Raw genomic sequence first — 23,274 nt, 5'->3', positions numbered from 1 at the left:
GCCTTTAAAGAAGCGAGGGGACTAATGCTGAAGTGAGGTGAGGTCGCGCTGACGAAAACGCTTGGGCGAAAGGCCGGTATGGCGTTTGAAGAAGCGGGTGAAATAGGCCGGCTCGCTGAAGCCGAGCTGGTCGGAGACCTGGCTAATGGTCATGTTGGTATAGGTAAGGTTACGCTTGGCTTCGAGAAGCAGGCGCTCATGCAGTAGCTGCAACGCACTGCGGTCCGCGAGACGTCTGCACAAGGCGTTGAGGTGTGCCGGAGTGATATCAAGTTCTCGCGCCAGCGTTTCAATGCTGGGCTGCTCATGAAAGCGTCGATCAATCAGCGCTTGGAAATGGCTCAGGTGATGATGGCCCGTATCCTGATGGGACCTTGGACGGGAACGGCCCTGTAGTGCGCGGCGGCTGGCATGGACGATAAGCGCTCCGACCAGCGAGTGCAGCAGCATGTCACGGCCGGGTGCCTGGCGGTTATATTCCTGCTCAAGCGCTGTCACAAGCTTGTCGATGGCACCATGACCTTCTTCATCGAGCCGGTAGCAGGCGGGCTTATGCAAGACGCTTCCCTGGCAGTCGAGGCGGGCACTCAGCTCGGTAGCCAGCGGACGAGCCAGTGTGATGATATGGCCATCGATATCCTGCGTGAAGCGAAAGCCGTGAATTGCCAATTCAGGCACGACGATCAGCAACGCGCCTTCGGCGCGCTGATGGGCCCCTTCCAGATGTAACTCCACTTCACCGGTGCGGATGTGCAGCAGGTGCACTAGGTCGCCGTGGCGATGCGGCTTGATATGCCAGCCATGTAGGCGGCTGCGGGCGGCGATCGACTCGCAGTGCAGCAGGTCGGGCGTCGGCCAGTGACTTGTCTCGCCGTAAAGCTTAAAAACAGGAATCGTATCCTGAGGCATCAAGGGGCTCACGGTAATGGTTTAGCGTGGATAAGAGTGTCATGACGGTAGGGGGCGGGCAGTAGCGTGTGCAATTATGCGTAAGTCTATGGCGCATTTTTAATGGCTTGGCTTAATGGCAAGACGTGCATGTGTTGCTAGCGTGCGGCTGATCGGCGCGGCAATGGCGAGCCGCCCCGGGATGTGACACGATCGGCGGATATTTCCTGTGCTGCGTTACGTGGCACCACTTTTATCGACTTGACCTCAGCCATGCTCAACCCCCGCATCAAGCTTCGTCATCTGCAAGCCTTTTTAGAAGTTGCCCGGCGCCGCAGTTTCGCTCGCGCCGCGCAGAGTCTGGCGATTACCCAGCCCGCCGTCTCCAAGGTCATCAAGGAGCTGGAGGATACTCTCGGCGTGACGCTATTCGAGCGGACGCCGCAGGGTGTGGCGTTGACCCAGGCGGGGCTGACGTTGCTGCGCCATGCCGGGCCGGCGGTTCGTACACTTGATCGTGGGATGACGGCAGTCAGTGATGTTCAGGAGCGATCACGCTGGGTGCGTGTCGGCGCGTTGTCCACTGTCGAAAGCGATCTGATCCCGGCGGCAATTGGACACTTGCATGCCCGGCGTCGTGATATCGGTGTGCGCGTTATCACTGGCCCCAGCGCCTATCTGCTTTCACGGTTACGGCTCGGTGAGCTCGATCTGGTGGTGGGGCGCATGACCGAGGCGCGTGAGATCAATGATCTGGTATTTGAACACCTCTATTATGAGCCGTTGGTGCTGGTCGCTCGAGCGGGCCATCCATTGAGACAGCAGCATCCGCTTTTGGCGTCTGCGCTGAGTGATTATCCCTGGGTAGTGCCGCCGCCGCAGACTACGCTGCGCCAGCAGGTCGACAGTTTCTGCGTCCAACACGCCCTGACGCTGCCCGCTAGCCTTCTGGAAACCTTGTCGCTTTCAATCAGCCGCCGCTATGTGCTGGATAGCGATGCGCTGTGGACAGCACCGCGTGAAACCGTAGTGGAGGATCTCAAGCGTGGCTTGTTGTGCCGGCTCGATATTGCACTGGAGACGCATGGTGGTTCAGTCGGGATGTGCCTCAATACTTCGATGCCTTCATCGCTGGCGTTGGATATGTTCTGCGACATTTTGCGTGACATCGCGGCTATGACCGGCCCGGAAGAGGGCGGTTAGGCTAAGGTCTTATAGGCGAAGGTATGATCTGCCATAACCATTTGGTTATGGCAGATGGTCGACAATTCAATTGGCGAAGAGAGCTGTCTACGTGATACTGGTGCGCATACAGCGGAGTGAGCCATGGCGCCGCTCAGTGATCTTCGCTTCCCGAATTGCTTTCTCGAGTCACCAGTGAGATTTCTCATCATGGAAAACCTTCATACCAAAGGCTTCTACGCACGTGACCGCCGCTGGCATCCCGCTGCGCTGACGCCGGGCTACAAGACCTCTGTCGCACGCGCACCCAATCAGGCACTGGTCAGTTTGCAGGCTCCGTCCGCTTCTGAGCTCAGTGGACCGGACTTCTCTCATCTGCAGATGGGCCCGCATGATAATGATCTGCTGCTCAATTTTAATAATACCGGGCTGCCGATCGGTGAACGTATCATCATGTTCGGACGTGTGATCGACCAGTTCGGCAAGCCGGTGCCCGGCACGCTGGTCGAAATGTGGCAGGCCAATGCTGGCGGCCGCTATCGTCACAAGAACGACGACTATCTCGCCCCGCTCGACCCCAACTTCGGCGGCGTCGGTCGCTGCGTCACCGACGACGAGGGCTATTACCGTTTCCGTACCGTCAAACCCGGTCCCTATCCGTGGCGCAACGGCACCAACGATTGGCGCCCAGCCCATATTCACGTCTCGGTGATGGGACCTTCCATCTCGACGCGCCTGATCACGCAGATGTACTTCGAAGGTGACCCGCTGATTCCACGCTGTCCGATTGTGCAAACGCTCAATAATCCCGAGGCGATCGAGACGCTGATTGGCGTGCTCGACATGTCAATGAGCCGGCCGATGGACTGCCTGGCCTATCGCTTCGATATCGTCGTGCGCGGCGCACTGCAGACCTATTTCGAGAATCAGGGGTAAGCCCATGAGCAAGATGACAGCTTCTTTAGGGTATGGCATGACCCTGCCTGAGACGCCTTCGCAGACGGCGGGTCCCTACGTGCATATCGGCCTGGCGCTGGCTGCTGCCGGCAACCCGGCCCGCGAACTGGAAATCTGGAACCAGATGGCAAGCCCCGAGGCACAAGGGGAGCATATCGAGGTGGTAGGCACCGTAAGCGACGGCAATGGCGACCTAGTGCGCGATACCTTCATCGAGGCGTGGCAGGCTGATGCCAACGGCGAGTATCAACTCACCTACGATCAGAGCCAGCCATTCAACAGCTTCGGGCGCACCGCGACGACTTTCGATGAGGGCAGCGAGTGGAAGCTGCTGACCGTCAAGCCGGGCGCAGTGGCAACCGATAACGGCAAGATGATGGCGCCGCACATTAATCTGGCGATCTTTGCCCGGGGCATCAATATCCAGCTCCATACCCGGCTCTACTTCGATGATGAAGCGCTGGCTAATGAGTCTTGTCCGGTGCTTAACGCCGTACCGTCAGTGGAGCGTCGCAAGACGCTGATCGCCAAGCGCGAAGAAGCAGACGGTGTGGTGCGCTATCGTTTCGACATCCGCCTGCAAGGCCCGGGCGAGACGGTGTTCTTCGACTTCTGAATCGCTGTAGGTAGCGGCGCCGTTTCAATCAGCGCCAGTACAGAAAAACGTGAAAGGCATGTGGCGTTCGCTACATGCCTTTTTGCATGCCTGCTTTTCATGAATATTAGCGATGACTGCGTTCTTTTTTCAGGATAAAAATGTTCGTAAATAAAATAGCTGTTCTTTATGCGAACGCTGCAGCAGAAGATAGGTATACGACTAAAGAGACGTTCTGATCTTTAAAAAGTCCAAGTATCCATATTGAAATTGCCTTCTTAGCCGTGCGTTATCGTCGAAAAATACAAGTCATAAATTCGATAAGCCACGCCGGTGTCTGCCAAGCCGAGACGTGGTGTCAATGAGGACCACGACGATGAAGACTCAAGTTGCGATTATCGGTGCCGGCCCCTCGGGATTATTACTCGGGCAGCTACTTCACCTTCAAGGGATTGATAATGTCATCCTTGAGCGCCGTTCCGGTGACTACGTGCTCAGCCGTATTCGTGCCGGCGTGCTTGAACAGGGTATGGTCGATTTGCTGCGCGAGGCCAACGTCGATGCGCGGATGGATGAAGAGGGTCAGCCTCATCACGGTGTCGAGCTGGCGTTTGACAACCGACGCGTGCGTATTGATCTACAGGCGCTGAGCGGCGGTAAATCGGTGATGATCTACGGTCAGACCGAAGTTACCCGCGATCTGATGGAGGCGCGTGCCGCCGTGGGCGCGACCAGCCTATACGAGGCGGAAAATGTTCAGCCGCATGGTCTGGAGACTGACCATCCTTATGTCACCTTTGAAAAGGATGGCGAAACCGTGCGGCTGGACTGCGATTACATCGCCGGTTGCGATGGTTTTCATGGCGTATCGCGCCAGTGCATTCCCGCCGATCTCCTCAAGGTGTTCGAGCGCGTCTATCCTTTCGGCTGGTTGGGGGTACTCTCGGAAACGCCGCCGGTATCTGATGAGCTAATCTATGCCAACCATGAGCGCGGCTTCGCGCTGTGCAGCATGCGATCGAAGACTCGCAGTCGTTACTATGTGCAAGTGGCCGAGACCGAGAAGGTGGAGGATTGGTCAGACGAGCGCTTCTGGGATGAACTCAAGGCGCGCCTGCCGGAAGACGTTGCTAATCAGCTGATCACTGGCCCCTCGATCGAGAAGAGTATCGCGCCGCTACGCAGCTTTGTTGCCGAGCCGATGCAGCATGGTCGGCTGTTTTTGGTCGGCGATGCCGCCCACATCGTGCCACCTACCGGCGCCAAAGGACTCAATCTCGCCGCTAGCGACGTCAATACGCTTTACCGTCTGCTAGTCAAGGTCTACAAGGAAGGACGTACTGACTTGATCGAGCGTTATTCCGAAACCTGTCTGCGGCGCGTCTGGAAAGCGGAACGTTTCTCATGGTGGATGACCTCGATTCTTCACAAGTTCTCGGCAGATGAGGATTTTGGAAGGCGTATTCAGCAGGCCGAACTCGACTATTACACCGGCTCTGAAGCGGGTCGGCGCACCATCGCTGAAAACTATGTCGGTTTGCCCTATGAGACGCTGGAATAAAATTGCGTCATTGCTTTAAAGCCCCGTGATGCGGCCGACCCCATGCGGGGCCGGTCGATGACTCGACGTATCAGTCGATGTCGTTGAGCACCGCATGGGGAAAGTGGCGTCTCAGCATGCGGTTCTGAAAGCTATCCACAAAGCGGCTGTTGATGATGATGATGAAGCGCTCGTAGGGGGCTGTCGGGTCTTCCTGTTCCAGTGAGTCTGCACCGTGGAAAAGACGATCGTCGTATAGATGCAGGATGTTTCCTGGTTCGAGTACCTGGCGGGTCAGCAGTTGCTCGCCGGCCTTGTCAGCATATAGGTAGCTATCGGCGCCACGGACGTTTTCCCTGCTCAGCACTAGAATGCTCAGGCACTGACAACCGTCTGCATGAATGCCCTGCCCCTGCAAGGGGTCCAGTTTCTCGGTACCCTTGACGCCAGTAATTTGCATCAGAATCGGCTCATTCGGGCCAATCCCCCACAGCTCCGTCCACGCCTTGACGAAGGCTTTTACATCGCTGCGTGCCATAAAAGACTGCTCAAGTTCAGGATAGTAGCGCAGCTTGTCGGCCATGCTTTCGGCGTCGTTGAATTTGCCGCCCTGGGCCATAGGGCATTCACCCATTACAGCGATATCACCCTCGTCTGTCATGTGCAGCCATGCCATGCGCTTCCAGCGTTGATTGACGTAAGGGTCACGGGGTATATCGATGAGATAGCGCTGCCAGGCCTCCAGATCGATCTGTGCGCGGATGTCAGTCACGCTCCAGTCCTGATGGGCCAGATCGTTATGCACATGAGGCGCCCAGTACTGGCGCTGATCGACAGATTTTAAGTAGGTAGCTTGCATGTGACGTTCCTTCTGAACGGATGTCCCGCCAGGACATCTGAAAATGTCATTGCTGGCGCAGCAACGACACGCAGGGGATGAAAGATTAACCCGTGTTAAGCGGGGCATCTGTGCGATAAGGTGCATGTCGCTATATCCCGCTCACTAGGACAATGCCGGGCGGGATGCTCCGCTGCCACAGGGAGCGGGTGTGAGAGGCTGCGGGACACCGTTTGGAATAACTTTTCTAAGAGAAAAAATATTCACGCAGGCATAATCCCAAAGGATGAAGCCGAGGTTGGCTATCACTGTGTTCATTTGGGGAAAGGCATGATGGGTAAGGATGGCAAGCGTGCCATGATCGGTATGACGGCTCTGGCAGTTGCGATAGTAGCTGGTCTGCTAGGGCTATGGTCATTCAGTACGGATGCTGGCTGGGTACGGCTGCTGAGCGCTAGCGCTTTGTTCGGCCTGATGCTGATTTTCGGGGTAGTAATACTTGCCTGGCGCCGGTTAGGACGCCAGCTTGATGCCCGCGTCGGGTCCGACGCCTTGAGTGTGGCGCAGCGTCGTCATGATCTTAGTGAACAGCGTTTTCGGATGTTGTTGGAAAGCCTGCCTAAAGTGGCGGTGCAGGGCTACGACCGTGACCGTCGTGTTATCTACTGGAACGAGGCCAGTACGCAGCTCTATGGCTATCGCTCTGATGAGGCCATGGGCAGACCGATCGAGGAGTTGATCATTCCCTCCTCGATGCGTGAAAGTGTGATTGCGGCGCACCGTGCCTGGCTTGAGCAGGGTATTGTCATTGCTGCCAGCGAGCTTGAGCTGGTCAACAGCGCGGGCGAGAAAGTCGATGTTTTTTCTCACCACGTGATGCTGGGCGAGCATACTGAAAACCCGCTACTGTTCTGCGTTGACGTCGACTTATCCGACCAGAAGCAGGCTCGCCGTGAACTGAATTTTATTACCCATTTCGATCCGCTGACCCTCTTGCCCAATCGTCAGACATTTGAAGGCGAACTTGAGGGATTCATTGCCGAGTGTCAGCGGCGGCACAAGCATCTGGCCGTTCTGTTTATCGATCTTGACCGCTTCGCCGAGATCAATGATGCCCGTGGTTATGAACAGGGCAACATGCTGCTGACTCAGGTCGCCGATCGGTTACGCCAGTGCCAGCATGATTCAGCCTTGCTTTCACGCTTTGGTAGCGATGAATTTGTCATGGCGTTTGCTTATCTGAAGTCTGAACGGGATGTATTACAGCTTATCGACCGAGTCAGTAATGCCTTTGCCGAGCCTTTCATGTTGGGTAATAATGCATTGCACGTTACCGCCCGGTTCGGTGTTAGCTTGTTTCCTGCCAACGGCGCCAATGCGCACGAACTGATTCACAATGCCGATGTCGCCAAGAATAGGGCCAAGCACTCGGCACGCGGCCATTATGGGTTCTTCAATCAGTGCATTCATGATGAACTGGTGCATCAGCACGCGCTGTTGGCGCGCTTGCGTCATGCCATCAGCAATGACGAGCTGGTCATGCACTATCAGCCGCAGGTTGCTGCCAGTAGTGGACGCATCGAGAACCTTGAAGCGCTGGTCCGGTGGTTGCCGCAGGAAGGTGAGTCCGTTCCGCCTGGTGAATTCATTCCCCTCGCTGAACGTTTCGATCTGATTCATCCCCTCGGAGAATGGATCGTACGCGCGGTTTGTCGGCAGCAGGCGCAATGGAAGGCCGAGGGGCTGGGTGGTTATCGTATCGATATCAACTTTTCAGGTAAGCAGATCACGGCGCTTGGGGTATTTGAGCAGCTTGAAGCATGCATGAAGGAATATCAGCTGACGCCGCGTGATATCGGTATTGAGCTGACCGAGAATGTTCTCGTCCAGGCTGACAACGATGTGATTGAGGCCTTGAGTGGGCTTTATCATCAGGGAATGAAAATTTCTATCGACGACTTCGGCACTGGCTATTCTTCTTTGAAGTATCTAAAACTGTTTCCGATCACTGCACTGAAAATTGATCGCTGCTTCGTGACCGATGCGCCAAGTTCCCCTCAGGATCGTGCGATTCTAACAGGGATAGTGTTTATCGCCCATCGATTGGGCTTGGAGGTGGTCGCAGAGGGAGTGGAAACGCAGACTCAGTTCGAATTGGTACGCGAATTGAACTGTGATCTGGTGCAAGGCTATTACTATTTCAAGCCGATGGACGCAAGCGATGCTCAGCGGCTGCTACGCGATCAGCCCCTGATTGGTCGTCAGTAAGCAACTCTGCCTGTGCCGCAGTCGCGACCTTGACGGTAAATATGATCTCCAACGCTCGGCATTATTAACGGCCTCATTACGAGGCCGTTTTTGTTGATTCAATTTAGAGGTTCGTAATATGAACTTTTATTCGTTGGTCGAATATGCGGGTGTGTGACCAAGGTGTAGGGTCTTCGTGCGCCTGCTACAGGATGGCGCTGGACCCCACTTTGAGCGATGGAGCTCTTGTATGAATGATATCGCCACTGTTAATGCTTCTGGTCATATGGATGTGCAGGAATTCATCAACACGCGTCCGTTGTCCCTCTATCAGTGGGGCATTGTGGCGATGTGCTTTTTGATTGTCTTTCTCGATGGCTTCGATACCGCGGCGATGGGATTCATTGCCCCGGCGCTGGCACAGGACTGGGGCATCGACCGCAGCGCGTTGGGTCCGGTGATGAGTGCTGCGCTGATCGGCATGGTATTCGGTGCCCTTGGCTCCGGACCACTGGCCGACCGCTTCGGCCGCAAGAAAGTACTGGTCGGTGCGGTGTTGCTGTTTGGCGCTTTCAGCCTGCTTTCGGCCTACGCCACCGATCTCAATCAACTGCTGGTGTTGCGCTTTCTGACCGGGCTGGGGCTCGGCGCTGGCATGCCCAACTCGACCACACTGCTGTCGGAGTACACGCCGAACCGCTTCAAGTCGCTGCTGGTTACCGGCATGTTCTGCGGCTTCAATCTCGGCATGGCATCGGGCGGCTTCATTTCTGCTGAATTAATCCCCGCTATGGGCTGGCATAGCCTCTTGATGCTGGGCGGTATCCTGCCGCTTGCGCTCTGCGTGGCGCTGATGATCTGGCTCCCGGAATCGGCGCGTTATCTGGTCGTGCATCAGCGCAGCCTGAAGGCCATTCGTCGAGTGTTGGAGCCGATCGCGCCGGGCACGCTCGGCCAAGTGCAGCGTTTCACTGTCGCCGAGCACAACGGCGCCAAAAGCCGCAACGTGATAGCAGTCATCTTCGCAGGTCGGATCGGCGTCGGCACGCTCTTGCTGTGGCTAACCTATTTCATGGGGCTGGTTGTCATCTACCTATTGACTAGCTGGCTGCCTACCTTGTTGCACGACAGTGGCGCCAGCATGGGCGCGGCCGCCACGATCGGAGCGCTGTTCCAGTTTGGCGGTGTGTTGAGTGCAGTGGTGGTTGGCTGGGCGATGGATCGTTTCAATCCACACTGGGTGATCGGTTTGTTTTATCTGAGTGCAGGCATCTTTGCCTATGCGGTGGGTCAGAGTATGGGCAGCTTGATGGTGCTGGCGGCGCTGATTCTGATCGCTGGCATGTGCATCAATGGCGCCCAGGCGGGCATGTCGTCACTCGCTGCGCGCTTCTATCCGACTCAGGCGCGCGCCACCGGCGTTTCATGGATGCTCGGCATTGGCCGCTTCGGCGCCATCGCCGGCGCCTGGAGTGGCGCTACGTTATTGGGTATAGGCTGGGATTTCCAACAGGTACTGAGTGCCCTGACGATACCTGCAGCATTGGCGGCGATCGCAGTGATCATCAAGGGCATTATCAGCTATGCCGATGCTGACGAGGCTAACAAGAGCGCCGCTCACGTCTGAAATAACGGCACTGGATGAAAAAGCGGCTCCTCCGGGGCCGCTTTTTTGTGTTAGGCGCTAAGCATGCGGAGTTGGCAGAGTCGTACGCGTGGCGATGACGATGTAGAGTGCTAAGGAATACCGAGACTTCCGTAAAGTGGGTCCATGATGCTTATTTCGATTCCCAAGCGACGCCGGACGACGCCGACAGGTTTCTTGTTTGCCGCTGTGCTGATGCTGTTTTCTTTTACCTTGAGTTCCTCGGTACGGGCGGGCGACGCACGTATTGTTTTCCCTGATCACGTACAGCAGGGGGCAATGGTGATCGGCAGGGTGCCGACAGGCAGTGAGGTAGAATACGCTGGGCGCCAATTGCAGGTGACGGGCTATGGTTCGGTGGTGTTCGGTGTGGCACGCGACGCTTCAGGATCAAGCGATATCAAGGTGACGACGCCTGACGGGCATACGCAGGTAGCGCAGGTGAAGATTACCCCGCGCGAGTGGCCGATCGAGCGGGTCAACGGTGTGCCACCCAAGACGGTCGCACCGCCGCCAAAGATCGCCGAACGCATTCAGCGTGAGCAAGCCAAGGTCAGTGCTGCGCGCCGTCGCAACGATAACCGTGTTGGCTTCACCCAGGATTTCATTTGGCCGGTCAAGGGGCGCATCAGCGGCCGCTTCGGCAATCAACGTGTCTATAACGGTACGCCGGGCTCGGCTCATTCGGGTATGGATATCGCTGCTCCCAAGGGTACGCCGGTCAAAGCGCCAGCCGATGGTGTAATAACCTTTGCTGGTGCTGATCTTTATCTCACTGGCGGCACGCTGTTGCTCGATCACGGCTTCGGCATCAGCTCCAACTTTCTGCACTTATCACAACTTAATGTGAAGGTGGGCGATAGCGTCAGGCAGGGCGATGTCATCGGCAAGGTGGGGGCGACGGGACGTGCTACCGGACCGCACCTGCACTGGGGCATGAACTGGTTCGATGTGCGTATCGATCCGCTGTTGGTACTGGAACGCGGTGATTAGGGAAACAGTTGTGTTCTAACCGAGGGAAGACGGCGCACCGAACGGCGCGCCGTTGTTGGTTAAGCCTGTTGGGCAGCGTCTTTAAGTGCGGTTACGGCAGGCAGTTCCTTACCCTCAACGTATTCGAGGAAGGCGCCGCCGCCAGTAGAGATATAGGAAATCTGCTCGGTGACACCATACTTGTCGATTGCTGCGAGCGTGTCACCGCCTCCGGCAATCGAGAAGGCGTCGCTTTCGGCAATGGCCTTGGCCATCGCCTTGGTGCCTGCGCCGAACTGTTCGATCTCAAATACCCCGACCGGGCCGTTCCACAAGATAGTGCCGGCATTCTTGAGCGCGGCGGCAAAGGTTTGTGCAGTCTGCGGCCCGACGTCGAGAATCATCTCATCGTCTTGGACCTCATCGATTGGCTTGATGACCGCCTTGGCCGACTCCGAGAACTCGGTGGCAACGACGACATCGACCGGCAGGGGCACCTCAACCTTGTTCATCAGCGCCTTGGCCTGCTCGATGAGGTCGGCTTCATGCAGTGACTTACCAACGTTGTAGCCGGCTGCGGCAATAAAGGTGTTGGCAATACCGCCGCCGACGATCAGCTGATCGCACTTGTCGGACAGCGAATTGAGCACGTCGAGCTTGGTCGATACTTTTGACCCGCCGACGATGGCGACCATTGGACGGCGCGGGTTGGCCAGCGCTTTTTCCAAGGCATCAAGTTCTGAGGCAAGCAGCGGGCCTGCGCAGGCATCGGGCGCGAAGCGTGCTACGCCGTGAGTTGACGCCTGGGCACGGTGGGCGGTGCCGAATGCGTCCATGACAAAGACGTCACATAGCTTAGCGTAGACTTGGGCCAGCGCTTCGTCGTCCTTCTTCTCACCCTTGTTGAAGCGTACGTTTTCAAGCAGCACGACTTCCCCGTCGCCAACTTCTACATTGCCATCGAGGTAATCATCGACCAGACGTACGTTACGGCCGAGTAGCTCACTGAGGCGATTGGCGACCGGCGCCAGGGAGAATTCATCGTCGGGCTCGCCTTCGGTAGGCCGGCCCAGATGGCTCATCAACATCACCTTGGCGTCTTTTTCCAGCGCAGTTTTGATCGTTGGAAGGCTGGCTCGAATGCGAGCATCCGAAGTGACGCGGCCTTCCTTGACCGGAACGTTGAGGTCTTCGCGGATAAGGACTCGCTTGCCGGCGAGATCCAGTTCGGACATCTTGCGAACGTTCATGGCGACGTGTTCCTTTGGGTCATTGATGAATATGCAGAGTCAGGGTTAGTGTTCAGGCGCGCGGGGCAAGCATAGGCTGCATTGTCATCCAATGCCGGGCGACATCCAGCATGCGATTGGTATAGCCCCATTCATTGTCGAACCAGCAAAATAGTTTGATCAACCGACGGCCCGCCACTCGGGTCTGCGTGCCATCCACAATACTTGAGCGCGGATCGTGATTGAAGTCGATAGACGCCATCGGTTCTTCAGTATAACCAACGAGTCCCGCCAGTGGACCTGACGCGACCTGGCGCATCAACGCATTTATTTCATCTGCCGAAGTATCGCGCTCGACCGTGATCGCCATGTCCATGGCCGAGACATTAAGCGTCGGCACGCGGACATGCAGGCATTCGAAACGGCCCTCCAGATGTGGCATCAGACGGGTAATGCCGAGTCCGAGTCCGGTGCCTACCGGAATAATCGATGCTATTGCCGATCGCGTCAGACGCAGGTCGCTGGGGTGGGCAGCATCGATGACAGGCTGATCATTCATGGCCGAATGTAATGTTGTGGTCACGCCACACGCTATGCCAAAGGTGCGGTCGAGCACATCGAGCAGCGGAATCAACGCATTGGTAGTACAGGAGGCGGCCGAGACGATGCGATGTTCAGGCTTAAGTGAGGCATCATTGACACCGCAGACGATGGTCGAATCGACGTCGTCCTTGGCAGGCTGCGAAAATAACAGCCGCCCGGCGCCTGCTGCGAGATGGCGTTCAGCCATTTCTCGTGAGGTAAAGCTTCCTGAGCACTCCAGCAAAAGATCGATGCCTAGTTCACGCCACGGCAATAGTTCCGGATGAGGCTCACGCAACAGCTCTATCGTATGCCCATTGATAGTAAGCCGGGTATCGTTGAGCTCGACCTGGCCCGGGAAACGGCCATGGGTTGTATCGAAGCGTGTCAGGTAGGCGAGCGTGTTGGGATCGGCGAGATCATTGATCGCGACGATCTCGAAGGGCAGGTCATGGCGCTCGAAAAATGCGCGCAACACGCAACGACCGATCCGACCGTAACCGTTGATGGCGACTCGGTAGGGCATAGGCAATGGGCTGATAATAAGCTCGGTAATATGAACCTCGATAGTAGCGCATTAGCGGTGGATGTGACCAAGAAGAATGGCGCGAGCAACGGTGAGGCGTCGCAGAACGTCGTCAAGCGCCAAATGGTATGGTCCACTGCGTGGGGTAGGGATAAGATTTGGCTGGAGTGTGCAGACAGGATGCGTTGGGTGATGAAGTGACACGCGTTGTCGCTTATGCTCAAGATTGTGTGAGTTGCTGCTGTCGAGAGAGCGTCGCGGCTTCCACGCGTAAATGAACAAGGAGAAGTACCACGATGACTGATATTGCCAAGCTGCTAGGTGACGAAGCCGATAGCCTGCTCAGCCATACTTGTACAGGGTTCAAGAAAGAAGATCTTTATCTGCCTGGTCCTGATTTTGTCGATCGGGTAATGATAGACAACGACCGTAGTCCTCACGTACTGCGTAACATGCAATCGCTATTCAATCATGGCCGGCTGGCTGGAACGGGATATGTGGGCATGCTCCCTGTCGATCAGGGTATTGAGCACTCAGCCAGCGCCTCGTTTGCGCCGAACCCGATCTACTTTGATCCCAAGAACATCGTTGAGCTGGCGATTGAAGGGGGCTGTAACTGTGTCGCTTCAACGCTAGGGGTGCTTTCTTCTGTGGCGCGCCGTTATGCCCACAAGATCCCCATGATGGTCAAGCTCAACCACAATGAAACATTGACATACCCTGCGATCTACGACCAGACATTGTTTGCCCAGGTTGAGCAGGCCCATGACATGGGCTGCATGGCGGTAGGGGCAACGATTTATTATGGCTCGCCGGAAAGCCGCCGGCAGATTACCGAGATCAGCGAAGCCTTCGAGCGCGCGCATCAACTGGGGATGGTGACCGTACTGTGGTCCTACCTGCGTAATCCTGCCTTCAAGAAAGAAGGTGTGGATTATCATGTGTCATCCGATCTTACCAGTCAGGCCGTTCATATGGCGGCAACGATCAAGGCCGATATCGTCAAGCAGAAGCTGCCCGAAAACAATGGCGGCTACAAGGCGGTTGGTTTTGGCCATACGCATGATGATGTCTATAGCAAGCTGACGTCGGATAACCCGATCGATATGGCCCGTTATCAGGTTGCCAACGCCTTCATGGGCCGCGCTGGGCTGATTAACTCTGGCGGTAGCAGTGCCGGTGAAAGCGATCTGGCGCAGGCGGTACGCACGGCTGTTATTAACAAGCGTGCCGGCGGTATGGGACTGATTTCGGGACGCAAGGCGTTCCAGAAGCCGTTCAAGGAGGGCGTGGCATTGCTTAACGCCATTCAGGATGTCTACCTGTCCAAGGACGTTACCATCGCCTGAGTTGGGTACCTACCTCGTATTTAAGCAGTCCTAAACAACACAGGCCCGGCAAATTGCCGGGCCTGTGCATAAGGGACAAATGAAATCAGGACGCGAGGCATTCCTCAGCAGTCTTGACCACATTATCGACGGTGAAGCCGAAGTACGGGAACAGATCGCTGATCTTGCCTGACTCACCGTAGCGGTCCATGCCCACTACGCGGCCATCAAGGCCAACATACTTGTACCAGTAGTCCTTGTGTGCGGCTTCGATCGCGATGCGATGTCTTACAGAAGAAGGCAGCACGGACTCACGATAGTCTGCATCCTGCTGATCGAACTCATAGGTGCAAGGCATGGAAACGACGCGTACCTTGCGACCTTTCTCTTCCAGCGCCTGGGCTGAATCCATTGCCAGACCAACTTCAGAGCCAGTAGCGATCAGGATCAGCTCCGGCGTACCCTCGCAATCCTTTAGCACGTAACCGCCACGCGCGATGTTGGCAAGCTGTTTGTCGTTACGCGCCTGACCGGGCAGGTCTTGGCGCGAAAAAATCAAAGCCGTTGGTCCATCACGACGTGTCAGGGCCGCACGCCAGGAAGCGGCTGTCTCGGTTGCATCACAAGGACGCCACGTGGAGAGATAGGGCGTATGACGCAGCGCGGCAAGCTGTTCAACGGGCTGGTGCGTCGGGCCATCTTCACCCAGGCCGATGGAGTCGTGGGTAAATACGTAGATAACGCGGCGGCGGCACAGCGCAGCCATGCGCACGGCGTTATGCATGTATTCCATGAAGGTCAGGAAGGTGGCACCGTAGACAATGAAACCGCCATGAGTGCTCATGCCATTGAGGATGCCGCCCATGCCAAACTCACGTACGCCGTAGTGCAGGTAGGAGCCGTGCGGGTCCTGTTTGCTGATCGCCTTGGCACCCTTCCAGAACGTCAGGTTTGACGGTGCCAGATCCGCACTGCCGCCGAACAACTCGGGCAGGTTCGGGCCTACAGCGTTGAGGACAGCGAGCGACGCTTTGCGTGAGGCAACCTTTTCGTTGCGCTCCTGGGCTTCCTTGACCAGCCTGTCGAACTCCTCGGGGCCAAAGTTTTGGGGAAGCTCGCCCTTGAGGCGGCGCATCAGTTCCTCAGCCAGCTCAGGATACTCTTTCTGGTAGGCTTCAAAGCGCTGATCCCATTCACTTTCAAGCTTGGCACCCTTCTCGCGGGCATCCCAGGCCTGATAGATATCATCAGGGATTTCAAAAGCAGCGTGCGGCCAATCCAGCGCCTTACGAGTCGCCGCCACTTCGTCTTCACCCAGTGCTGCGCCGTGAGTTGCTTCAGTGCCGGCCTTGTTGGGCGAGCCGAAGCCGATCACGGTCTTGCATATGATAATGCTGGGGCGGTCGTCGTGTTCCTTGGCCAATTCGATGGCAGCTTCGATCTGTTCGGGATCATGGCCATCCACATCGGGCACAACGTGCCAGCCATAGGCTTCGAAACGCTTGGCAGTATCATCCGTAAACCAGCCTTCAACTTCGCCGTCGATGGAAATACCGTTGTCATCATAAAACACGGTCAGTTTGCCAAGCCCGAGCGTACCGGCCAGCGAACAGACTTCATGACTGATGCCTTCCATCAGGCAACCGTCACCAGCCACACACCAGGTGCGGTGATCGACGATTTCATGGCCTTCACGGTTGAACTGCGCGGCTAGCGTACGCTCGGCAATTGCCATGCCGACCGCATTAGACAGCCCTTGGCCGAGCGGCCCGGTGGTAGTTTCAACACCTGGGGTATAGCCCAGTTCGGGGTGCCCCGGCGTCTTTGAATGCAACTGACGGAACTTTTTCAATTCTTCAATGGGCAGATCATAGCCTGCCAGATGCAGTAACGAATATTGCAGCATCGAACCGTGGCCGTTGGATAAGATGAAACGGTCACGGTCTTCCCAGCTCGGATTGGCCGGGTTGTGCTTCATGTGAGAGTTCCACAGCACTTCTGCAATATCTGCCATGCCCATCGGCATGCCGGGATGGCCGGAATTGGCCTTTTGCACGGCGTCCATGGACAGGAAACGAATCGCGTTGGCGAGCTGGCGACGAGATGGCATGACGATAATGGCTCCTACCTTCAGACGGGTGAACGAAATAAATATATCAGACAGGATAGCTGCTCGGACGGCACTGTTTCCCGCTTAGAGTGCGTTTCAATTCATACAGGATAGTGTCCAGAAGATGATAGGGATAGGCAAGGCATGAGATTTGGCGTTATCCCCCCTTTTTCTGTATCAAATTGAAAGGTTTCTATGCTGTATGTAGCGTAAGACGCCTTGGCTGTGCCGGTCCGTTCATAAGGGATATCTACTGCTTGGCTGAAACTCATATAGTCGTTGCATTACTGCGGTCAATGACCTGAAAGCAGATGAGATTTATGCGAGCAACAAGCGTCCCTATATGAGTGAGCCGGCCATGCCTTATTTCGGTTTATTGGAAACAATCGCCATTGCCGCCAACGAAGCAGTGTCGACCCAAGAGGCCTTGCAGCGTGCTTTAAACGCTATATGCGAGATGACTGGCTGGCCAATGGGCCATGCATTTGTGCGTGACCATGATGGCGCCTTGAGGTCCAGTGGGCTCTGGCATGTGGCGCCCTCCATGAGTAACGTCCGCTTTGAGGCGTTTCGCCAAGCCAGTGTAGAGGTTGCATTTTCTGCACAGTCAGAGCTACCCGGCAGAGCTATGGCTGAGCGTAAACCTGTATGGCAGGCGCCTATTAATGAAAACGTTAATTTTCCACGTTACAGCGTCGCACTAGAGGCGGGTTTATGTGCGCTGTATGCGTTCCCGGTGCTGTCCGCGGATGAAGTGGTTGCCGTGTTGGAATTCGGTGCGCTGAACCCTCAAGCTCCTGACGAAGCGTTGCTGCTACTCATGCATCATGTTGGGCTCCAGCTTGGCCATGTTTTTGTCCGCGAGTTGAATCGACAGCAGATGATCGCTAATGAACAGCGCCATAGCCGTATACTCGATGCGGCGGGAGATGCATTTATTGGCATGGATCAGAACGGAAACATAACGGCATGGAATGCGGCTGCGCAGCAACTGTTTGGCTGGACGCGTGCCGAAGTGCTGGGTCAGCCTGTCGATGATCTGATCATTGCTGAGCACTATCGTCATGCCCATCACTTGGGGCTGCAGCATCTTCTGCAGACAGGTGAGGCACCCGTGCTTGGGCGCAACCTGAGCCTGCCGGCGATACATCGTGATGGGCATGAACTGTTTGTGGAGATCACACTCTGGGCACTCCAGGATGTAGATACGGAATTTTATGCTTTCGCACGTGACGTCACTGAACGCCAGCGCATCGCTCATGAGCTGGAGCGGCGTGCCCATTACGATTCACTTACTGAATTGCCCAACCGTGGCCTGCTTTTTAAGCGGCTGACGGAGCTTTTAGCGACATGGGGCGATAATAACCTGGCGCTGCTTTTCATTGATCTCGATCATTTCAAGCGTATCAACGACACCCTGGGCCATCAGGCAGGCGATCAAGTACTACTGACGGTGGCACAGCGCATCGTTGGTGGTGTGCGACCCGATGATATGGTGGCACGGCTGGCCGGTGATGAGTTCGTTGTGCTGTGCCCTGGAGTTGACGATTTTCAGCAGGCCTCACAGGTCGCGCGACGCATTACCGACATGCTGGAACAGCCGATTCTGATCGGTGACAACAGCGTTTTTGTCTCCGCCAGCATCGGTATCTCAATAGCCGATGAGAATTCAGATGCCGAAACCTTGCTGACGTCCGCCGACACCGCGATGTATGAAGCCAAGCACAGCGGTCGCGGACACCATCAGCCATTTAATCAACGCATGACGTTGAAGGCAGCGACACGTCTAACCCAGGAACGCGATTTACGCGAGGCGCTGCAGCATGACCAACTGCAGCTCCACTTCCAGCCGATAGTGAATAGCCACAGCGGTCAAGTTGATGGCGTCGAAGCGCTGCTGCGCTGGCATCATCCCTCCCGGGGTGTTCTGTTACCGGGTGATTTTCTTCCTGTCGCTGAGGCCTCAGGCTTAATCACATGCATCGATAGCTGGGTACTTAAAGAGGCCTATCGACAGGCGGCAACATGGCTTAAGGTCTCCGGTGCGTCGAAGGTTTGTATGGCGATCAACCTGTCGGGACGCCAGCTAGCGCAAGCTGACTGGATCGATAGCGTGCGTGATGTCATCACTGCTCTGCCTGATGATGCAGGACGTATTCAGATGGTTTTTGAAATCAAAGAAACCGTCATCATGAATGATCCCGAGGCAATCGCCGAGATGTTGGATGCCTTGAAAGCTCTTGATATTCATCTGACGATCGATGACTTCGGCAGTGGCTATTCTTCACTTGCTTGTCTCAAGCGGCTTCCTGTCGATGGCTTGAAAATAGGGCCAACCTTCATTCACGATATCGTTCATGATCAACGTGATCAGGCCATTGTCCGCGCTATCGTTAGTCTTGCTGATGAACTTGGCATTAAAGTCGTTGCGAAAGAGGTTGAAAATGAGGCGCAGGCTGAAGTGCTTCAACAGCTGGGAATCAATCACTTGCAAGGACACTTCCTGGGCACTCCTCAACCTGGCACTAGCTTTAAACATGGGCTAAAGGAAGGTTAAAACTCTGCTCCCCGCTGTGCCACGTAGGCTTGATCTCATTTGAGCTGGATAAAAAATACCTCGGTCTGTCTGGGCCTCGCAAGATGATAGCTCGCTGTCGTGACTGCATTACTAGGCACTTTTCTTACCAGCGTGTAAACTTTCCGATTCATTTACCGGCAGATAGCCGGTTCGTCGAGCGCCGCTTTGCTGCGTTATGGCCTACGGCGTTATCTGCTTCGCCGGGCACCTCATCACGATATCGACGAGAGGGTCGAGAACATTCATGAGCGAATACTCTCTGTTTACTTCCGAATCCGTATCTGAAGGCCATCCGGACAAGATCGCTGATCAAATTTCCGATGCGGTACTCGATGCGCTAATCGCCCGCGACAAGCAGGCTCGTGTAGCCTGTGAAACGTTGGTCAAGACCGGTGTGGCAATTGTCGCCGGTGAAATTACCACCAGCGCCTGGGTTGATCTTGAGGAACTGGTGCGCAAGGTTATTCTCGATATCGGCTATACCTCGTCTGATGTCGGTTTTGACGGTGCTACCTGTGGCGTGCTCAATCTGATCGGCAAGCAGAGCGTGGATATCGCCCAAGGTGTGGATCGCAGCAAGCCTGAAGACCAAGGCGCCGGCGATCAGGGCCTGATGTTTGGCTATGCTACCAATGAAACGCCGTCTTACATGCCCGCACCTATTCACTATGCGCATCGCCTGGTCGAACGTCAGTCAGAGCTGCGCAAGAACGGTACGCTCTCCTGGCTGCGTCCGGATGCCAAGAGCCAGGTCACTTTTCGCTACGGTGAAGATGGCAAACCTGTCGCCGTCGATGCGGTTGTTCTTTCCACTCAGCATGACGAGAGCATTTCTCAGGAAGAGCTGCGTCACGCTATCGAAGAGTTGGTCATTCGCGACGTACTGCCAGCCGAGTGGATTACCGAATCGACCAAGTTTCATATCAACCCGACCGGTAAGTTCGTGATTGGTGGCCCGGTGGGTGATTGTGGATTGACTGGACGCAAGATTATCGTCGATACCTACGGTGGCATGGCGCGTCACGGTGGTGGTGCTTTCTCGGGTAAGGACCCGTCCAAGGTCGATCGCAGCGCCGCTTATGCTGGTCGTTACGTCGCCAAGAACATCGTTGCTGCTGGTCTGGCCGATATGTGCGAGATTCAGGTCTCTTATGCGATCGGTGTGGCTGACCCGACCTCAGTGTCGATCAATACGTTCGGCACCGGCAAGGTATCTGATGCCAAGATCATAGAGCTGGTACGCGAGCATTTTGACCTCCGTCCGTTTGCGATCACTCGTATGCTTGACCTGCTCCATCCAATGTATCAGCTCACTGCTTCCTACGGTCACTTCGGTCGTGATCCGTTCGAACACAGCTATACGTGGAAGGATGTCAACGGTGAATCACACACCGAGACCTTTACGGCCTTCCCTTGGGAGAAGACCGACAAGGCTGAGGCATTGCGCGCCGCTGCCGAACTCTGAGTGCTTTCTTCTATATGAAATCGAGCCCACCATTGCGTGGGCTTTTTTAGGTCAGTTTTTCTATATTGGGTTGCCTGTCAGGGCTGTGGTCATACTATCTCCACGCCCATGATGATGTTCATCTTGTCCTTATTCGGTTGATTTGCAGACCGTTATACTTATCTTCCAACACTACAATAAGGCGTTTTGCTCATGATGGCCTTCGCTGCTCGCAAGAATGTCACTCCTTCCGTCCGTCGCTATGCCATTACCTGCCTGAGCCATATGGCGCTAGGGCTATTCGCCTCGCTGATCATCGGCTTGATTATCAAGACGATCGGCGCCCAGATGGGAATTGAATTCCTGGTTGATATGGGAGGGCTTGCGATTTCTCTGATGGGGCCGGCGATCGGTGTCGGTGTGGCCTATGCGTTATCCGCCCCTCCTTTGGTGCTTTTTTCCGCTTTGGTCTGTGGCGCCGCCGGCGCAACGCTGGGTGGACCGGCCGGCGCATTCGTCGCGGCGCTGATTGGGACTGAGGTGGGCAAGCTAGTATCAAAGGAGACGCCGGTCGACATTCTTGTCACGCCACTGGTGACCATATTTGTTGGCTATGCCATCGCTGCCGGTCTCGGACCTCTCATCCATGCGCTACTGGTCGGTATCGGCGAGACCATCATGTGGGCGACCGATCAGCAGCCCGTGATCATGGGAATCGTTGTTGCGATCGTGATGGGACTTGCGCTGACAGCGCCAATTTCGAGTGCGGCAATTGCCATCATGCTGGAGCTCAAGGGCGTGGCAGCAGGGGCAGCAACGGTGGGATGTGCTGCGCAGATGGTCGGTTTCGCTGCCAGCAGCTATCGTGAGAATGGTATTTCGGGCTTGTTGGCAATAGGTATCGGCACCTCGATGTTGCAAATCGCTAATATTGTCAAAAACCCCTGGATTCTGGTGCCGCCGACCGTGGCCGGAGCATTGTTTGCACCGCTGGCGACAACGCTATTCGCCATGCAAAACAATCCTGCAGGGGCTGGTATGGGAACCAGTGGGCTGGTTGGCCCGATCATGACCTTTCAGACCATGGGTTTTACGCTTTCTGCAGTATTGGGCGTATTGTTACTACAGATCGTGGGGCCGGCGCTGGTGAGTCTGGTGCTGTCGGAGGGAATGCGCAAACGGGGCTGGATCAAGCCCGGCGATATGGCCATTCACCAAGGCTGAGCTGCGTACCACTACGGATAGAAACGACAGGGAAGGGATTCCATGCTGGAAATTGCGGCAATATTCATCACTATTACTGCGCTTTTTGCGTGGTTCAATTACCGCTTCATTAAACTGCCGGCGACCATCGGTGTGATGATCATCGCGCTGGTGGCGTCCGTACTGCTGATCGCGCTGACGCACGTTGGTTTCGATGCGATTACCGACTGGGCTGAAACCTGGCTCGGGCAGATCAATTTCAATGCCTTGTTGATGGACGGCATGCTGTCATTTCTGCTGTTCGCTGGCGCATTGCACGTCGATTTCAGCAAGCTAAAGCGCTATCGCTACTCCATCAGCTTCCTTGCCACCATTGGTGTAGTGATCTCGACGCTAGTGATTGGTACTGCGGCCTGGTGGCTGTTTCTTACCTTTCATCTTGAAATCCCCTACCTCTATTGTCTGGTCTTCGGTGCGTTGATTTCACCGACCGATCCTATCGCGGTGCTTGGTATCATGCGTAGCGCCGGTGCGCCCGAGGATATGGAGATCAAGATCGTCGGTGAGTCACTATTCAATGACGGGGTGGCGGTGGTGGTGTTCACGCTGCTACTGGGCGCTGTGACGGCAGGCGAAGCATTGACCGTATCCCATTCGGCATTGCTGTTTCTTGAGGAGGCCGGCGGTGGCATCCTGCTCGGGCTGGTCATGGGCTACATCGCTTATCGGATGATGAAAAGCATCGATCAGTATCAGATCGAGGTGCTGGTCAGCTTGGCGCTGGTGCTGGGTGGCTATACATTGGCAACGCACCTGCACGTCTCCGGGCCGATTGCGATGGTCATCGCCGGGCTGTTCATTGGCAATCGCGGCCGCGAGCATGCGATGTCTGACACGACGCGGCGCTATGTCGATGGATTCTGGGAACTGATCGATGAGATCCTCAATGCGGTGCTGTTTGTACTTATCGGGCTTGAACTATTGCTGATTCCGTTCGAGTGGTCCTATCTGATGGTGGCAGCACCACTGATCATCGTCATTCTGGTGACACGCTTCATTACGATTGGCTTGCCCTTGATGGCGATCAAGCACTGGGTCGATTATCGCCGTGGCACCACACGCGTGCTGACGTGGGGCGGACTGCGCGGTGGGATTTCAGTGGCGCTGGCGCTGGGCCTGCCGGAAAGCGAGTATCGCAATGCAGTGGTAATGGTCACTTACATCATCGTGCTGTTTTCGATCGTGGTGCAGGGCCTGACGATTGGCAAACTCGTCAAGAGCGTGGCGGGCTCCTCCTCGGAGAGTGAGCGAGAATCACATTCCGGGCATTGAGGAAGCTGCGTCAGCTATAGGAATTGGCCCTTAGCGCTGCATGACCGCTATAATTGGCCGATATGTTTTAATCGCATG

Annotated in this window: 17 protein-coding genes; 12 read left to right on the top strand and 5 right to left on the bottom strand. The window is 55.8% G+C overall.

Features of this window, described 5'->3' with window-relative positions:
- Positions 1–21: 21 nt before the first annotated feature.
- The gene (locus tag C3Z11_RS00850) at positions 22–909 is read right to left on the bottom strand and encodes a helix-turn-helix domain-containing protein (RefSeq protein ID WP_106475639.1); all 888 of its coding nucleotides are present in this window, start codon (positions 907–909) and stop codon (positions 22–24) included.
- 252 nt (positions 910–1,161) lie between these two features.
- On the opposite strand from C3Z11_RS00850, the gene pcaQ reads away from it, so the two are divergent.
- The 4 genes from pcaQ (at position 1,162) to pobA (ending at position 5,183) form a co-directional block, all read left to right on the top strand.
- On the top strand, positions 1,162–2,091 hold the full coding sequence (gene pcaQ / locus C3Z11_RS00845; RefSeq protein WP_106475638.1) for a pca operon transcription factor PcaQ: 930 nt from the start codon (positions 1,162–1,164) through the stop codon (positions 2,089–2,091).
- 189 nt (positions 2,092–2,280) lie between these two features.
- The gene (gene pcaH, locus C3Z11_RS00840) at positions 2,281–3,006 is read left to right on the top strand and encodes a protocatechuate 3,4-dioxygenase subunit beta (RefSeq protein WP_106475769.1); all 726 of its coding nucleotides are present in this window, start codon (positions 2,281–2,283) and stop codon (positions 3,004–3,006) included.
- 4 nt (positions 3,007–3,010) lie between these two features.
- Positions 3,011–3,643 (top strand): protocatechuate 3,4-dioxygenase subunit alpha, encoded by a 633-nt coding sequence (gene pcaG / locus C3Z11_RS00835; RefSeq protein WP_262927159.1) that lies wholly within the window; start codon positions 3,011–3,013, stop codon positions 3,641–3,643.
- A gap of 355 nt (positions 3,644–3,998) precedes the next feature.
- Positions 3,999–5,183, top strand: coding sequence for a 4-hydroxybenzoate 3-monooxygenase (gene pobA, locus C3Z11_RS00830; protein ID WP_106475636.1), 1,185 nt, complete (start codon positions 3,999–4,001; stop codon positions 5,181–5,183).
- A gap of 70 nt (positions 5,184–5,253) precedes the next feature.
- Here pobA and C3Z11_RS00825 read toward each other — a convergent pair whose 3' ends face one another.
- Positions 5,254–6,021 carry a 2OG-Fe dioxygenase family protein gene (locus C3Z11_RS00825; protein WP_106475635.1) on the bottom strand — a complete coding sequence of 256 codons (768 nt, stop codon included), beginning with the start codon at positions 6,019–6,021 and terminating at the stop codon, positions 5,254–5,256.
- Between the two features lie 309 nt (positions 6,022–6,330).
- On the opposite strand from C3Z11_RS00825, the gene C3Z11_RS00820 reads away from it, so the two are divergent.
- The 3 genes from C3Z11_RS00820 to C3Z11_RS00810 all read left to right on the top strand — a co-directional run bounded on the left by C3Z11_RS00820 (position 6,331) and on the right by C3Z11_RS00810 (position 10,885).
- Complete coding sequence (locus C3Z11_RS00820; RefSeq protein ID WP_262927158.1) at positions 6,331–8,268, top strand: putative bifunctional diguanylate cyclase/phosphodiesterase; 1,938 nt, start codon at positions 6,331–6,333, stop codon at positions 8,266–8,268.
- Between the two features lie 229 nt (positions 8,269–8,497).
- Positions 8,498–9,874 carry an MFS transporter gene (locus tag C3Z11_RS00815; RefSeq protein WP_106475634.1) on the top strand — a complete coding sequence of 459 codons (1,377 nt, stop codon included), beginning with the start codon at positions 8,498–8,500 and terminating at the stop codon, positions 9,872–9,874.
- A gap of 144 nt (positions 9,875–10,018) precedes the next feature.
- Entirely contained in the window at positions 10,019–10,885 is an 867-nt protein-coding gene (locus tag C3Z11_RS00810; protein ID WP_262927157.1) for a M23 family metallopeptidase, read from the top strand.
- A gap of 59 nt (positions 10,886–10,944) precedes the next feature.
- Here the strand turns inward: C3Z11_RS00810 and C3Z11_RS00805 are convergent, their stop codons facing one another.
- Both C3Z11_RS00805 and C3Z11_RS00800 read right to left on the bottom strand, forming a co-directional pair.
- A complete protein-coding gene (locus C3Z11_RS00805; RefSeq protein ID WP_106475633.1) occupies positions 10,945–12,114 on the bottom strand; it encodes a phosphoglycerate kinase in 1,170 nt (389 codons plus the stop codon).
- A gap of 52 nt (positions 12,115–12,166) precedes the next feature.
- Entirely contained in the window at positions 12,167–13,201 is a 1,035-nt protein-coding gene (locus tag C3Z11_RS00800) for a type I glyceraldehyde-3-phosphate dehydrogenase (protein WP_106475632.1), read from the bottom strand.
- 296 nt (positions 13,202–13,497) lie between these two features.
- Between C3Z11_RS00800 and C3Z11_RS00795 the strand changes: the two genes are divergently transcribed.
- On the top strand, positions 13,498–14,550 hold the full coding sequence (locus tag C3Z11_RS00795; RefSeq protein WP_106475631.1) for a class I fructose-bisphosphate aldolase: 1,053 nt from the start codon (positions 13,498–13,500) through the stop codon (positions 14,548–14,550).
- An 85-nt stretch (positions 14,551–14,635) separates the two neighbouring features.
- Here the strand turns inward: C3Z11_RS00795 and tkt are convergent, their stop codons facing one another.
- The gene (gene tkt, locus C3Z11_RS00790) at positions 14,636–16,639 is read right to left on the bottom strand and encodes a transketolase (RefSeq protein ID WP_106475630.1); all 2,004 of its coding nucleotides are present in this window, start codon (positions 16,637–16,639) and stop codon (positions 14,636–14,638) included.
- Positions 16,640–16,982: 343 nt separating this feature from the next.
- Here tkt and C3Z11_RS00785 point away from each other — a divergent pair, with 343 nt between their 5' ends.
- The 4 genes from C3Z11_RS00785 (at position 16,983) to C3Z11_RS00770 (ending at position 23,196) form a co-directional block, all read left to right on the top strand.
- Complete coding sequence (locus C3Z11_RS00785; protein WP_106475629.1) at positions 16,983–19,196, top strand: putative bifunctional diguanylate cyclase/phosphodiesterase; 2,214 nt, start codon at positions 16,983–16,985, stop codon at positions 19,194–19,196.
- A gap of 265 nt (positions 19,197–19,461) precedes the next feature.
- A complete protein-coding gene (metK, locus tag C3Z11_RS00780) occupies positions 19,462–20,682 on the top strand; it encodes a methionine adenosyltransferase (protein WP_106475628.1) in 1,221 nt (406 codons plus the stop codon).
- A gap of 192 nt (positions 20,683–20,874) precedes the next feature.
- Positions 20,875–21,885 (top strand): PTS transporter subunit IIC, encoded by a 1,011-nt coding sequence (locus tag C3Z11_RS00775; RefSeq protein ID WP_106475627.1) that lies wholly within the window; start codon positions 20,875–20,877, stop codon positions 21,883–21,885.
- Positions 21,886–21,927: 42 nt separating this feature from the next.
- The gene (locus C3Z11_RS00770) at positions 21,928–23,196 is read left to right on the top strand and encodes a cation:proton antiporter (RefSeq protein WP_106475626.1); all 1,269 of its coding nucleotides are present in this window, start codon (positions 21,928–21,930) and stop codon (positions 23,194–23,196) included.
- The last annotated feature ends 78 nt before the right edge of the window (positions 23,197–23,274 follow it).

The sequence above is a fragment of the Phytohalomonas tamaricis genome, from assembly GCF_003012345.1.
In the GTDB taxonomy this organism is placed as follows: Bacteria; Pseudomonadota; Gammaproteobacteria; order Pseudomonadales; family Halomonadaceae; genus Phytohalomonas; species Phytohalomonas tamaricis.
Note: the sequence above shows the minus strand (reverse complement) of the source record. Positions and strands in the feature narration are given on the sequence as shown.